Annotated in this window: 13 protein-coding genes, 1 tRNA gene and 1 pseudogene; 6 read left to right on the top strand and 9 right to left on the bottom strand. The window is 61.4% G+C overall.

The features are described from left to right. Nucleotides 1-14: 14 nt before the first annotated feature. From BLQ55_RS07850 to BLQ55_RS07810, 9 genes and pseudogenes are all read right to left on the bottom strand, one after another. Nucleotides 15-2,267 (bottom strand): ATP-binding protein, encoded by a 2,253-nt coding sequence (locus BLQ55_RS07850; protein WP_092253238.1) that lies wholly within the window; start codon nt 2,265-2,267, stop codon nt 15-17. After that, nucleotides 2,264-2,869 carry a biliverdin-producing heme oxygenase gene (locus BLQ55_RS07845; RefSeq protein ID WP_092201184.1) on the bottom strand — a complete coding sequence of 202 codons (606 nt, stop codon included), beginning with the start codon at nt 2,867-2,869 and terminating at the stop codon, nt 2,264-2,266. Before BLQ55_RS07845 ends, BLQ55_RS07850 begins: the two co-directional genes overlap by 4 nt. A gap of 73 nt (nt 2,870-2,942) precedes the next feature. Next, nucleotides 2,943-3,352, bottom strand: a pseudogene (locus BLQ55_RS07840) (DUF1016 N-terminal domain-containing protein); the annotation flags it as partial. Between the two features lie 89 nt (nt 3,353-3,441). Beyond that, nucleotides 3,442-3,849, bottom strand: a complete 408-nt coding sequence (locus BLQ55_RS07835) for a hypothetical protein (protein WP_092253236.1) — start codon at nt 3,847-3,849, stop codon at nt 3,442-3,444. Nucleotides 3,850-3,910: 61 nt separating this feature from the next. After that, entirely contained in the window at nt 3,911-4,240 is a 330-nt protein-coding gene (locus BLQ55_RS07830) for a DHCW motif cupin fold protein (protein ID WP_092201182.1), read from the bottom strand. Nucleotides 4,241-4,356: 116 nt separating this feature from the next. Next, nucleotides 4,357-4,432 (bottom strand) — tRNA-Phe (locus tag BLQ55_RS07825). A 102-nt stretch (nt 4,433-4,534) separates the two neighbouring features. Beyond that, nucleotides 4,535-4,807, bottom strand: a complete 273-nt coding sequence (locus tag BLQ55_RS07820; RefSeq protein ID WP_092201180.1) for an oxidative damage protection protein — start codon at nt 4,805-4,807, stop codon at nt 4,535-4,537. Continuing rightward, nucleotides 4,804-5,871, bottom strand: coding sequence for an A/G-specific adenine glycosylase (mutY, locus tag BLQ55_RS07815; protein WP_072409095.1), 1,068 nt, complete (start codon nt 5,869-5,871; stop codon nt 4,804-4,806). The genes BLQ55_RS07820 and mutY overlap by 4 nt, the downstream gene beginning before the upstream one ends. Next, the gene (locus BLQ55_RS07810) at nt 5,868-8,093 is read right to left on the bottom strand and encodes an AsmA family protein (RefSeq protein ID WP_092253234.1); all 2,226 of its coding nucleotides are present in this window, start codon (nt 8,091-8,093) and stop codon (nt 5,868-5,870) included. Before BLQ55_RS07810 ends, mutY begins: the two co-directional genes overlap by 4 nt. A 416-nt stretch (nt 8,094-8,509) precedes the next feature. Here BLQ55_RS07810 and BLQ55_RS07805 point away from each other — a divergent pair, with 416 nt between their 5' ends. From BLQ55_RS07805 to hisF, 6 genes are all read left to right on the top strand, one after another. After that, entirely contained in the window at nt 8,510-10,171 is a 1,662-nt protein-coding gene (locus tag BLQ55_RS07805; protein WP_092201176.1) for an OFA family MFS transporter, read from the top strand. A 297-nt stretch (nt 10,172-10,468) separates the two neighbouring features. Further along, nucleotides 10,469-11,062, top strand: a complete 594-nt coding sequence (gene hisB / locus BLQ55_RS07800; RefSeq protein ID WP_003186751.1) for an imidazoleglycerol-phosphate dehydratase HisB — start codon at nt 10,469-10,471, stop codon at nt 11,060-11,062. Further along, nucleotides 11,062-11,700: an imidazole glycerol phosphate synthase subunit HisH gene (gene hisH, locus BLQ55_RS07795; RefSeq protein ID WP_092253232.1), complete on the top strand. Its 639-nt coding sequence runs from the start codon at nt 11,062-11,064 to the stop codon at nt 11,698-11,700. The genes hisB and hisH overlap by 1 nt, the downstream gene beginning before the upstream one ends. After that, nucleotides 11,700-11,954 carry a DUF2164 domain-containing protein gene (locus BLQ55_RS07790; RefSeq protein ID WP_092201172.1) on the top strand — a complete coding sequence of 85 codons (255 nt, stop codon included), beginning with the start codon at nt 11,700-11,702 and terminating at the stop codon, nt 11,952-11,954. The genes hisH and BLQ55_RS07790 overlap by 1 nt, the downstream gene beginning before the upstream one ends. Before the next feature lie 42 nt (nt 11,955-11,996). After that, nucleotides 11,997-12,734, top strand: a complete 738-nt coding sequence (gene hisA / locus BLQ55_RS07785) for a 1-(5-phosphoribosyl)-5-[(5-phosphoribosylamino)methylideneamino]imidazole-4-carboxamide isomerase (protein ID WP_092201171.1) — start codon at nt 11,997-11,999, stop codon at nt 12,732-12,734. Nucleotides 12,735-12,743: 9 nt separating this feature from the next. Next, entirely contained in the window at nt 12,744-13,514 is a 771-nt protein-coding gene (hisF, locus tag BLQ55_RS07780) for an imidazole glycerol phosphate synthase subunit HisF (RefSeq protein WP_003196830.1), read from the top strand. Nucleotides 13,515-13,521 lie beyond the last annotated feature (7 nt).

Here is a 13,521-nt window from a genome sequence, read left to right as displayed (position 1 = left end):
CGGTTTCCAATTCATTAGGGGGTGGTGCCCGGCTCAGTCGATTTCGGCACGGTGAAGCGGAATTCGCTGCCCTGGCCTGGCTGGCTTTCGGCATGCAGTTTACCGCCATGGGCCTGGACAATCCCCTTGGAAATGTACAACCCCAGCCCGGTGCCGTTCGGGTTGCCCTCCTTGGTCGTCCAGTAGCGCTCGAAAACATGGGGCAACTGCTCTGGCGCAATCCCTTCACCGGTGTCACGGACGCTGAACACGATCTCGTTCCCGACGGACATCGCACTGATGCCCACGGAGCCCTGCTGCGGGGTGAACTTGATGGCGTTGCCGATCAGGTTGGACAGCACCTGGAACAGCCGTTCGGGGTCGGCATTGATTCTCAGGTTCGGTTCGGCCTGGAAGGAGATGTCGATGGCCTTGGCAGTGGCCAGCGGCGTCAGCAGCGAGCAGGCGTCTTCGAAGATCTGGCTGACGTCCATCGGCTGGGGATTGATGGTGTAGCGCCCGGCGTCGATGCGCGAGGTGTCGAGCAGGTCCTCCAACAGGGCATTCATGCGGCTGGTAGCCTGTTGCATGGTGTCGATGGCTGAGGCGATACGCTTGGAACTGTGAGAGCCGTCGGAACTGAAAGCCTTTTGCATCATGCCGCAGAGCATGGAAATGACCGTCATCGGGCTGCGCAGGTCATGGGACACCACGGCCACCAGTTCATCGCGGGCCTGCACGGCCAGGCGCTCCTTGCGCACCTGGCGGGCCAGGTCGTTTTCCAGGGCCGAGCGCCGCAAGTCGTTGGCGGCGAACAGATCGCCATGGGTCCATTTGGTACTGATGCCGGCCATTTCGACTTTCCAGATCTCGAAAGACGTCCGGGGCCGCAGGCGCAGACCGGTCTCGCTGTTTTCCAGGTCCAGGGGTTTTTGTGGGTCGCCGCTCCATTGGAGGGTTTGCTTGACCTCGGGGCGGAACCACAGCACGCCGTTTTCCACAGGCTTGGGCAAGTGGATCGCCAGTACGCCGCTCGCCACGTCCTGATACGCCTGGGCCGCAGGGAACATGCTGCTCAGGTTGTGGTGAGAGAACACCGGCTTGCCGGTTTCCAGGATCCATTTGTGCAGCTCGCGAATCTGCTCCGGTTCCGGGCACTGGCCGTGACGGTGCAGCTTGTTGTCCTCGAATATCGCGACGCCACTGGCGCCGGTCAACTCCATGAGGCGTTGCGGCTCTTGGGACAGGCCATCGAAGACGTTGTCGCTGGACTCGGCCATGACTGCGGCGAGGACCTTGAGGTCTTCCAGCTTGGCGTCCCGTTGCCGAGTCAGTTCCAGGGCTTGCATGGCGCTGATCTGCAATGACAGCACCTGGCCGATGGTCTGGCAGGCCATGCGCATTTCATGGGGCACCAGCAGCGGTTGGCGATTGCCGCAACTGATCAGCCCCCACAAGCGTTCGCCTTCCATCAACGAGATGCTCATGGACGACAGCACGCCCATGTTTTTCATGTACTGGCGGTGGATCGGCGAGACGCTGCGCAGCGTGGCAAAACTCAGGTCCAGAGGCGCCTGGGTGTCGGGCCGCAACTCCGGAATCAGCGGCACCGGCGTGTAGTCGGCGTTGGGGATGATCCGCAGCCAGTTGATGCGGTACAGCTCGCGCGCCTGTTCGGGAATATCCGACGCCGGGAAAAACAGGCCCTTGTAGAGCTCCATCGACGGCGCGCTGGCCTCGGCAATCACCTGGCCGTGGCCTTCTTCCTCGAAGCGATAGATCAGCACCCGGTCGTAACCGGTCATGGCCTGGATCTCCCGCACGCTGATTTCGTACAGGGCCTGGAGGGTTTTCGCACTTTGCAGGCGTTGCAACATGCGGCCCATGTTGGCCTCGCCGCTGACCCCTTCGGGGCGATAGTCGCTCAGGTGCTGTTCCAATTCGACGATCAGGGCGCCCTGATGGCGATGCACCAGGGCGTCGAAGCGTTGCTGGTTCACGACGATGGCCACGGGCACGTTGTCGCTTTCCGGGGCGGCGCGACAGGCGATGAGGATCGCCTCGGCCTGTTCCAGCCCCAACAGGGCGTCGAGTGTCTGGCCCACCAGCCTGTGGGGATCCTGCGCCATCAATTGCAACACGTTGGCGCTGACCTGACGGATCACGAAATCGGGCTCGGACAGCATCAGCAACACGCCATGAGGCTGGATGGTCCCGGGAAAGCGAATCGGTTCGTCTGCGCAATTGGCCAGCAGTTCTTCGAAGGCTTCCTGGTTTTCCGTGTTCATAACAATACCTTTTGGCTGTCCAGCCAGTGTTCAAAATGGGAGAACGTCGCCTTGGCGGCACGTGTGACTTCGAACACCTGGGCCTCGCCAAGGTTCCTGTCGTCCAGGTATTGGAGGAAATCCTTCCAGCGTCGGCCAGTGAGCTCGCCATACACGTTGAGGAAGGCTGCTCCGCTGGAGGCGTCAAGCCCGAGCTTCTCGACCACTCTGCGCCGCAGGATCTGCCCCCCGAGCGTTGCGCCTTCCAGCACGTAGGATACGCCGAGTGCGGCGGCACGGGAGTCGATCAGCGGTAACGCCTGGCAGGTGGGCAGCGCGTCGATAGCGGCTGCTTCCAGACCCAGAGCCGTGAGGTCCGCCCGCAGCACCGGAAGTTTGATCCGTAGGGATTGGTCCAGTCCGATCGGCGTCAGTGCAAGTACATGAAGACGTTGTTCCAACGGTTGATAGAAACCGTAGTAGGCCGCCATCAGGCGCCGATACAGATCGAAGTCCAGTTGTTCGGAGAAAAACGGCAGGCGTTTTTCCAAGGCGACGTGCAGTTCAGCGGTTTCGCTCCGCAATGCCTGGATCAGAGAAGGGTAGGGTGCGGCCGATGACATGCAGGATAGAGTTCTTTGACTGGAGCGTTGCTGAAAAAAACGCATAAATCTTACATGGGTTTTGGGGGATGCAGTCATCAAGAGTGCCGGCATTGGGCAGCCGGAGAAACTCCAGCACTACCGGATCCCTGACGATATCCCTGGGGCCGAGGTTCAGTTCCTTGAGATTGACGAGGGCCTCCTGCTCCACCGCCGGCCTGTCGCGACTGGCCAGCAGGCGTTCGTAATAGAAGGTGCCGATCTGGCGTTCCAGGGCGCGGGTGGACCGGTTTTTGGATGGCCACTTCGTTCATGTACCAATGTCGGGCGTTGTCGTTTTCTACGCGCAAAAGCGTGCGGTAATGGGGCCAGCTCAATTCGGTACGCACTGCGTTCCAAATCGGGAACTTCCTTCCCAAACCGCGCCGTCAGCACTTTCGCCAGCGACGGCAGCAGACGTTTTCCATAAGCCGCCCGTTCGGCGCCTCCTTGCTCGAACTCAAGGCGATTGACCCTGGCTTGTAGGAGCTATCCCTGAGGGTTGTCGTCCACCGCAAGCGCCTTCATCACAAAAGCGCTAGGCGGAATGACGGTCAGATCGAGCCTTGGGCCAGTGCCTGGGACGCAGCCACATAATCGGCCTGGAATGGCTTGCTTTCCACCCAGTCCAGCGCGGTCTGCTCATCCACGCCCGTGGTCAGGCGGCGGTATTCGATCAAGGCGGTAATGATGAAGTCGGTCGCTTCTTCCTCACCTTCCTGTTCCAGCACCAGCGCCAGCAGGGGATGGGCTAGGAAAGCTTCGCACATCGCCTTCTGGCTGACCTTTTCGGCGGCACTCATGATTTGGAACAGCTCCGTCAGGTCCACGGTTTCCAGATCGATGCGCTCGTCGTTCGGGTCCAGGAAATCGTTCGGCGCAGCAGCACGCCGAGTGCGGTTCTGCTTGGCTTTCGCCTTGGCGCGCTGGCTGCGCTTGTGCTGTTTGTTCGCCGATGACATGGTCGGATTCCTGATGGATAAGGCCATCTATCCTACAGCTTCAGCGCGGGCGCTTCGAATCTCAATCCACGACGAAGAGCGTAGCCCCTGATGAGGTGGAGGAGCGATGAGGCTCGGCCTGGTCGGCCACCTGATAGCTCATGCCGGGCTTGAGCGAAAATTGCCGACCGTCTTCGAGTTCAGTATTGAGCTCGCCCTTGAGGCAAAACAGGATGTGGCCCTTGGTGCACCAATGGTCGGCCAGATACCCGGCGGTGTATTCCACCATCCGTACTCGAATGTTCCCGAATTGCCGCGTGCGCCAATAGGCGGTTCCGGTGACGCCTTTGTGCTCGGTGGGTTCGATGCTTGACCAATCGGTAGTACCGAAGGGGATGCCGGTGATGTCCATGTCGACTCGCTTGCCAGAGGGGAGCGGACGAATGTAGCTGAGTCGACAAGGCGGAGGAAGGAAATGCCGGGCAATAAAAAACCCCGATCAATTGCTTGATCGGGGTTTTCGGTATTTGGTGCCCAGAGACGGAATCGAACCGCCGACACGGGGATTTTCAATCCCCTGCTCTACCGACTGAGCTATCTGGGCAACGGGGCGCATTAAACGGGTTTTTCAGGGGGGCGTCAAGCAAGTTCTCAAAAAATATTTAACTATTACCGTCGCTTACGATCCGCCCCCGCGCTGAACAGCTTATTCGGATGGTGGTACGTAGCCTTCGGCCTTGGCGTAATCTTCGCCGGAAAAGTACTTGTCCATCTCGCCCTGAAGGTATTTGCGATCTTCGGCGTTCATCATGTTCAGGCGTTTTTCATTGATCAGCAGGGTCTGGTGTTTCTGCCAGTCGGCCCATGCCTTGGCCGAAACATTGTCGTAGATGTCCTGGCCCTTGGCCCCCGGGAACGGTGCACGTTCCAGGCCTTCCAGTTCTTCTTTGTACTTGCGGCACATGATGGTGCGGGTCATTGCAACTCTCCTGCGTTCATTACGGCGGCCGCGCGTTCGAGCAAGGTTTTGACCGGGGCGGCAAGGCCCAGGCGCGGCGGGGTGGCGAGGTTATACCAGAGCCAGTCGGCCTCGGCCACGTGATGGCCGGTTTCCCGGACCCGGACCAGCCAGGGTTCGATCGCCAACTGGAAGTGGCTGAAGGTATGCACCAGGCCTGGCATCTCGTGTTGGCTGCCCAGTTCCAGCGAGTGTTGCAGGGCCAGGTGTTGCAGGTCGTCGAGGTCGTCGAGTTCCGGCAGGCTCCACAGCCCGCCCCATAGCCCGGTGGAAGGGCGACGGTAAAGCAGGATCGCGCCTTCGTGGTTGGCCAGCATCGGCATCAAGGTGCGCTTTTTGGGCACCTCTTTACGAGGCTTGGGAATCGGGTAGCGGGTTTCCAGGCCCAGCATATGAGCCTCGCAGCCCTGTTTCAGTGGGCAGAGCAGGCAACTGGGCTTGCTGCGGGTACAAAGTGTGGCGCCCAGGTCCATCATCGCCTGGGTGTAGGCGTTGACCCGGTCTTGCGGTGTGAAGCGCTCGGCGGTGGCCCATAGCTGTTTCGCCACCTTGGGTTCGCCCGGGTAGCCTTCCTGGGCGGTGAAGCGCGCGAGCACCCGCTTGACGTTGCCATCGAGGATCGGCGCCCGCAGACCCATGCTGATGCTGGCGATGGCGCCGGCGGTGGACAGGCCGATCCCCGGCAGCTCGGTGAGTTTTTCCACGTCCCGGGGGAATTCGCCGCCGTACTGCTCGACGACGATTTTCGCGGTTTTCTGCAAATTGCGCGCGCGGGTGTAATAACCCAGCCCGGTCCACAGGTGCAGCACTTCGTCCTCCGGCGCGGCGGCCAGGGCTTGAACGGTGGGCAGCGAGGCCATGAACCGGTCGAAGTAGTTGAGCACGGTACTGACCTGGGTCTGTTGCAACATGATCTCCGAGACCCACACCCGATAAGGGGTGATGTCTTGCTGCCAAGGCAAATCGTGGCGACCGTGGCGGTCGAACCAGTCCAGTACGGCGGTGGAAAACTGCTCGGCTCTCATCGCTTGAACAGCCCCTTTAGCGCATCTTTCAGCTCGGGACTGACCTTGTCGCCGAGCTTCTCCTCGATCTTGTCGCCGAGGCGGTCGCCGGCCAGTTTCGCCGCGACCTTGCCCAGCCCGTCGTTGTCCAGGCGGCAGGCCTTCGCCCCCAGCTCCAGGGGACCGCGGCAGCGCAATGGCCATTCGACGTCGACGTAGCGTTCGTTGACCTGGCAGGCCGGGTCGGGCATGTCGCTCTTGTCGCCTTCGACGATGACGCCGACGCGGTAATCCATGCCCAGCACCCGCAGGTCGATATCGCCGTTGCCGTTGACGGTCATGCCGGGGACGCGGACTTTCAGGTCCGGGTTGTGGGCGACGCCGTTGGTGAAGGTGAGATTGCCGTTGAGTTGCTGGAACGGCGTGTCCTTGCCCCGGGGTTCGCCGCTGAGGGACTTGCGATTGAGGGTGGCGATGCCTTTGCACAATTGCTGTTCGAGGTTGGCATTGAGCAGCACGCCATCGTTGATGACGAACCCGGCGTTGCCGTTGAGGCTGTCGATCAGGGCCTTCTGGCTATTACCGGTGGCGGTGATCGCACTGTTGACGGTGACCAGGCCTTTGACCGGCGGATTCTTGCCCTGGCTTTCGATGATCTTTTCGGCAGGGACCCGGTTGATGCGGGTTTGCAGGCTCAACAGCGGGGCAGGTTGGCGCACGTCCAGGGTGCCCTTGGTTTCGAAGTTGCCGCTGTACAGATCGCCCCGCAGGTTCTCCAGGGTCAGCAGGCCGCCCAGGCCGGTGGCCTTGAGCGCGGCGTTCTGGATCGGCAGTTTATCCAGGGTCAGTTGCCCGAAGGTCAGGTCGGCATCGAGGTCCAGCTTGCTCAGGCGCTCCACCGGAAACAGCCGGTCGTTGCTCCAGGCACCCTGGGTTGGAGCACTCGGCAACGGTGTGCTGCCTGCACCGGCCATGGCGCTGGCTTCGGTGTTGCTGACTTCGGCCTCGCGGGCCGCCTTGGAGCTGTCGGCTTCGGCGGATTTTGGCGGTAGGTAGCGGTCGACATTGAACGTGTCGGCCTTGAGCTGTACGCGCAGGGCCTGCTTGGCAAAGTCTTCCACGGCGATACGACCGCTGAAGGTGCTGTCGTCGAGCTTCAGGTTGATGTCGTTGAATTCGACGCTGGTCGGCGTGCCGGCAATGCGGCTGGCCAGTTCGACCTTGCTCAGGCTGCCTTCGGCCATGGCCGGCAGCGTCTGGCCGATGCTGTCGACGAAGTTCGCCAGGTCGAACTGGGCAATCGACAGGCCGCCGTTCAATTGTGGGGTCTTGTCGAGGTCGTTGACCTTCAGTTCACCCAATGCGCGCAGCTGGTTGAGAGACAGCTTGATGCCGGTCCATTCGGCGACGTTGGCTGCCTTGTCCAGGAACAACTGGCCTTGGGCCGCGAAGTTCAGTGACTTGCCCTGCAAGGGATCGCCCGTGGCTTCGCCGGACAGTTTCAGGTCTTCGAACTTGTAGCGCTGCAAGGCGCGTTCGTAGCGCAGTTCGCCGGTGACCTCGGTGCGCACGCGCACGGCCGGCTGGTTGCTGGACAGGAACGCGGTCAGGGTGACCGGGATGTTGGTGGAGTCATGGACCGGGCCGGTGCTCAGCTGGATGCTTTCGGCGGTGAACAGCTTGCCGGTCTGCTCGTCGGCGTATTCGACCCGGGCGTTGTTCACCGTCAGGCTGTCGATATCCAGGCGGGTCGGCTGGGCCGGTTTTTCCGCCGGGGCACTGGTGGTGGGAGCGGACTGTTCCGTCGTTGCTGGTGCGTTCGCCGTCGTCGCCGAGGCCGGCACCTTGCCGATGTCTTCCCAGTTACCATGGCCGTTCTTGTCACGGTTGAGCCGCAGGTTCAGGCCTTCGACGCGCACATCGCTCATCTGCACTTCCCGGCGCAGCAGCGGGAGCACCCGGACCGAAAGACCGAGCATCTGCAGGTCGGCGAAAGGTTGGGTCGGATTGGCCAGGGTCGCGACGCTGGCATCGTGCAATTCCAGACCCAGCCATGGAAACAGGCTCCAGCCGATATCGCCATTGAGGGTCAGCTCAATGTGGGCCTTGTCGCGGGCTATCTGGCGGATCTCTTCCTTATAGTCGTTGGGATCGAACAGGTGGGTCAGGGCAAAGCCCAGGGCCACGATGATCAGCAACAGCCCGAGAAGTACCAGACCCAGGATTTTGCCGAACGCTTTCATGGGCGAATCCTTGTAGGTTGAGTTCAAAATTTAGCCTGGGAGTATAACGCTGTGGATTGCCGGTGCGTTGGGCGATCGCTTTTCGATCTTCGCCGCCAGCCAGGCCATTGCTGTCCCGGTGCTCTGGCTTGCAGGCGCACGCCGGGGCCAGTTTGCAGGCATGGCTGAAAAATAAACCGTTCGCCCCCTACAGAAAGCGAGCAAGCGTGCGATAAGACAGATGACACGAAAAAGGTGATGTCACTTTGATTCTTCTTTTGCGATCAAATGATAATCTTTGTCCGTTCGTCCGCCCTTCTGCGACTTGATGTCGCACACTATGGAGCTTCACCGGAAAATACAGCCATGCCTGCGTGCAATGAAGGCTGAGGGTGACGCGTGGCTGACGGACCATTCCAATAACTGGGGGATACACAATGAGCACGAGCATCACGGCGGGCGGCGTCGCCGACCAGCCTGCGTTCCTCTCCAAGGAACGCATCATCGCCAAGCCCGGTTTCAACCGGTGGTTGGTTCCACCGGCCGCACTGGCCATTCACCTGTGCATCGGCATGGCCTACGGCTTCTCGGTGTTCTGGCTGCCACTGTCCAAGGCCTTGGGTATCACCAAGCCTGTGGCTTGTGCACCGGATATGAGTTTCATCTCGCAAGTCTTTTCGTCCCAATGTGACTGGCCGATCTCGATGCTCGGCTGGATCTACACCCTGTTCTTCATCTTCCTGGGTTGCTCGGCAGCCATCTGGGGTGGCTGGCTGGAACACGCCGGGCCACGCAAGGCCGGCGTTGTATCGGCCCTGTGCTGGTGCGGTGGCCTGCTGATTTCCGCGCTGGGTATCTATACCCATCAGATCTGGCTGATGTGGGTCGGTTCCGGGGTGATCGGTGGTATCGGCCTGGGCCTGGGCTATATCTCCCCGGTATCGACCCTGATCAAGTGGTTCCCGGACAAGCGCGGCATGGCGACCGGCATGGCGATCATGGGCTTCGGCGGTGGTGCGATGGTCGGTGCTCCACTGGCCGCGGCGCTGATGAACCATTTCGCTTCGCCGACGAGCGTGGGCGTATGGCAGAGCTTCCTGGTCATGGCCGCGATCTACTTCGTGTTCATGATCGGTGGCGCCTTGTCGTACCGCGTCCCGCCGACCGGCTGGAAGCCTGAAGGCTGGACCCCGGCGCCGAAGAAAGCCGCGAACGCGATGATCACCCATCGCCATGTCCACGTGAACGTGGCCTGGAAAACCCCGCAATTCCGTCTGGTATGGCTGGTGCTGTGCTTGAACGTATCGGCCGGTATCGGCATCCTGGGCATGGCTTCGCCTCTGTTGCAGGAAGTGTTCGGTGGCAAGTTGCTCGGCAACGACCTGCCGTTCGGCCAGCTGGACGCTACGCAACTGGGCCAGATCGCGGCCATCGCGGCCGGCTTCACCGGTCTGTTGAGCCTGTTCAACATCGGCGGCCGGTTCTTCTGGGCGTCCTTCTCGGATTACCTGGGTCGTAAAAACACCTATTTCGTGTTCTTCGCCCTGGGCTTCGCCCTGTACGCGCTGATCCCGAACCTGGGTCACCTGGGCAGCGTCGCGCTGTTCGTGGCGGCGTTCTGCATCATCCTGTCGATGTACGGCGGCGGTTTCGCCACCGTGCCGGCCTATCTGGCGGACCTGTTCGGTACGCAAATGGTCGGTGCGATCCACGGTCGCCTGCTGACCGCCTGGGCTGCGGCGGGCGTGCTGGGTCCGGTGTTGGTGAACTACCTGCGTGAGTATCAGCTGAGCATCGGCGTTGAACGCGCCGCGGCCTATGACATCACCTTGTACATCCTCGCCGGCCTGCTGGTGCTGGGCTTCCTGTGCAACCTGATGGTCCGTCCGGTCGCCGACAAGTACTTCATGAGCGACGCCGAACTGGCCGCCGAACAGGCGCTGGGCCACGACAAGGGTGCCGACAGCACCACGTCGCTGGAGTGGAAAGCCGCGCCGGGCACCAAGCTCATGGCGATCGCCGCCTGGCTGGTGGTGGGCATTCCGTTGGCGTGGGGTGTGTGGGTGACCCTGCAGAAGACGGCGGTGCTGTTCCGCTAAGACCGTTGCCCTGACTCATCGGGCCAGGGCAACCCTTGTGGGAGCGAGCTTGTGTGGGAGCGAGCTTGCTCGCGATGAAGGTATGTCAGTCGACATCATGGTCTGCTGACCCACCGCCATCGCGAGCAAGCTCGCTCCCACAGTCGTTTTGGGTGATGGCAAAGGCTTGTATGGACATGTCTATCACCGACAGCCCGGGATTCAGCCCGTCAGTGATGTCACCTCTTGTGTTTCTGTTTGCCGCTCGCGCCCCTATAATGGCTGCCTTTTTCGCCCAATGATTTTGCGGAGCTGGTGATGGCCGAACGTAAGGCGTCTGTCGAGCGCGACACTCTGGAAACCCAGATCAAAGCCTCGATCAACCTGGATGGCACCGGAAAGGCCCGGTTTGATATCGGCGTGCCTTTCCTTGAGCACATGCTGGACCAGATCGCCCGTCACGGGCTGATCGACCTGGACATCGTCAGCAAGGGCGACCTGCATATCGACGACCACCATACGGTGGAAGACGTGGGTATCACCTTGGGCCAGGCCTTTACCAAAGCCATCGGCGACAAGAAGGGCATCCGTCGCTACGGCCATGCCTACGTGCCGCTCGATGAAGCGCTGTCGCGGGTGGTCATCGACTTCTCCGGCCGCCCGGGCCTGCAGATGCACGTGCCGTATACCCGTGCCACCGTCGGCGGCTTCGACGTCGACCTGTTCCAGGAATTCTTCCAGGGCTTCGTCAACCACGCCAACGTGACCCTGCACATCGACAACCTGCGCGGGCACAACACCCACCACCAGATCGAAACCGTGTTCAAGGCTTTCGGCCGCGCGCTACGCATGGCCGTGGAGCTCGATGACCGCATGGCCGGCCAGATGCCTTCCACCAAGGGCGTCCTGTAATGCAGACGGTCGCGGTTATCGACTACGGCATGGGCAACTTGCACTCGGTGGCCAAGGCCCTCGAGCACGTGGGCGCCGGCAAGGTGCTGATCACCAGCGATGCCGATGTGATTCGCGAAGCCGACCGGGTGGTGTTCCCCGGTGTCGGCGCGATTCGTGATTGCATGGCCGAGATTCGTCGCCTGGGCTTCGACAAACTGGTGCACGAAGTCAGCCAGGATCGTCCGTTCCTCGGCATCTGCGTGGGCATGCAGGCTTTGCTCGACCGCAGCGAAGAGAACGACGGTGTCGATTGCATCTCGCTGTTCCCGGGCCAGGTGAAGTTCTTTGGCAAGGACCTGCACGAAGACGGCGAGCACTTGAAGGTCCCGCACATGGGCTGGAACGAAGTGAAGCAGACGGTAGATCACCCGCTGTGGCACAACATCCCGGACCTGGCGCGCTTCTATTTCGTGCACAGCTATTACATCGCCGCCGGCAATGCACGGCAGGTGGTGGGCAGCGGTCACTATGGCGTCGATTTCGCCGCGGCCCTGGCCGATGGTTCGCGCTTCGCCGTGCAGTTCCACCCGGAGAAGAGCCATACCCATGGCCTGCAACTGTTGCAGAACTTCGCGGCGTGGGACGGGCGCTGGTAATGGCCCGCAAGAAACCGCCGATCCTCACCCTCACGCCCGAGCAGGAGAGTGAGGCCAACCGCAAGATCCAGCGGTTCATGGAGGAGCGTTTCGAACTGGACTTGGGTTCGTTTGAAGCGGCGGAAATTCTTGACCTGTTTACCCGCGAAATTGCGCCGCACTATTACAACAGGGCGATTTTCGATGTGCAGACGCACCTTAAAGAAAGGTTCGACAGCATTGAAAGCGACTTGTGGGCGCTCGAGAAAAATTGATTTTCGAGCCAAGCTGAATATTCGTATTTGAAGGTTTGCCAGATGCTGATTATCCCCGCTATCGATCTCAAGGACGGCGCTTGCGTACGTCTGCGTCAGGGCCGCATGGAAGACTCCACGGTGTTTTCCGATGACCCGGTGAGCATGGCCGCCAAGTGGGTGGAGGGCGGCTGCCGTCGCCTGCATCTGGTCGACCTCAATGGCGCCTTCGAAGGGCAGCCGGTCAATGGCGAGGTGGTCACGGCCATTGCCAAGCGCTATCCGAACCTGCCGATCCAGATCGGCGGCGGCATTCGCTCGCTGGAAACCATCGAGCACTACGTCAAGGCCGGCGTGAGCTACGTGATCATCGGCACCAAGGCGGTGAAGGAGCCTGGGTTCGTTGCCGAAGCGTGCCGCGCGTTCCCGGGCAAGGTCATCGTTGGCCTCGACGCCAAGGACGGTTTCGTCGCCACCGACGGTTGGGCTGAAGTCAGCACCGTGCAGGTGATCGACCTGGCCAAGCGTTTCGAAGCCGACGGCGTGTCTGCCATTGTCTACACCGACATCGCCAAAGACGGCATGATGCAGGGCTGCAATGTCCCGTTCACCGCGGCCCTGGCTGCCGCCACCAAGATTCCGGTGATCGCCTCCGGTGGCATCCACAACCTGGGTGACATCAAGGCACTGCTCGACGCCAAGGCGCCGGGCATCATCGGTGCGATCACCGGTCGCGCGATCTACGAAGGCACCCTGGACGTCGCCGAGGCCCAGGCCTTCTGCGACTCCTACAAAGGCTGAGGACTCACCATGGCGCTGGCCAAACGCATCATCCCTTGCCTGGACGTGGACAACGGCCGGGTGGTCAAGGGTGTGAAGTTCGAGAACATCCGTGACGCCGGCGACCCGGTGGAAATCGCCCGTCGCTACGACGAACAGGGTGCGGACGAGATCACCTTCCTCGACATCACGGCCAGCGTCGACGGCCGCGATACCACCCTGCACACCGTCGAGCGCATGGCCAGCCAGGTGTTCATCCCGCTGACCGTGGGCGGTGGCGTGCGCACCGTGCAGGACATCCGCAACCTGCTCAATGCCGGAGCGGACAAAGTGTCGATCAACACTGCGGCGGTGTTCAACCCGGAGTTCGTCGGCGAAGCGGCCCAGCACTTCGGCTCGCAGTGCATTGTCGTGGCCATCGATGCCAAGAAGGTCTCCGGCCCGGGCGAAACCCCGCGTTGGGAAATCTTCACCCACGGCGGTCGCAAGCCCACGGGCCTGGACGCCGTCGAGTGGGCGAAGAAGATGGAAGGCCTTGGCGCCGGTGAAATCCTGCTGACCAGCATGGACCAGGACGGCATGAAAAACGGTTTCGACCTGGGCGTCACCCGCGCCATCAGCGATGCCCTGGGCATTCCGGTGATCGCGTCCGGCGGCGTCGGCAACCTGCAACACCTGGCCGACGGCATCCTGGAAGGCCATGCCAGTGCGGTGCTGGCGGCGAGCATTTTCCACTTTGGCGAATACACCGTGCCGGAAGCCAAGGCCTATATGGCTCATCGCGGGATCTGCATTCGCTGATCGCTGG

It is taken from the genome of Pseudomonas sp. NFACC13-1, from assembly GCF_900104425.1.
GTDB classification, from domain to species: Bacteria; Pseudomonadota; Gammaproteobacteria; order Pseudomonadales; family Pseudomonadaceae; genus Aquipseudomonas; species Aquipseudomonas fluorescens_AA.
This window is presented reverse-complemented; position numbering and strand designations above follow the sequence as displayed.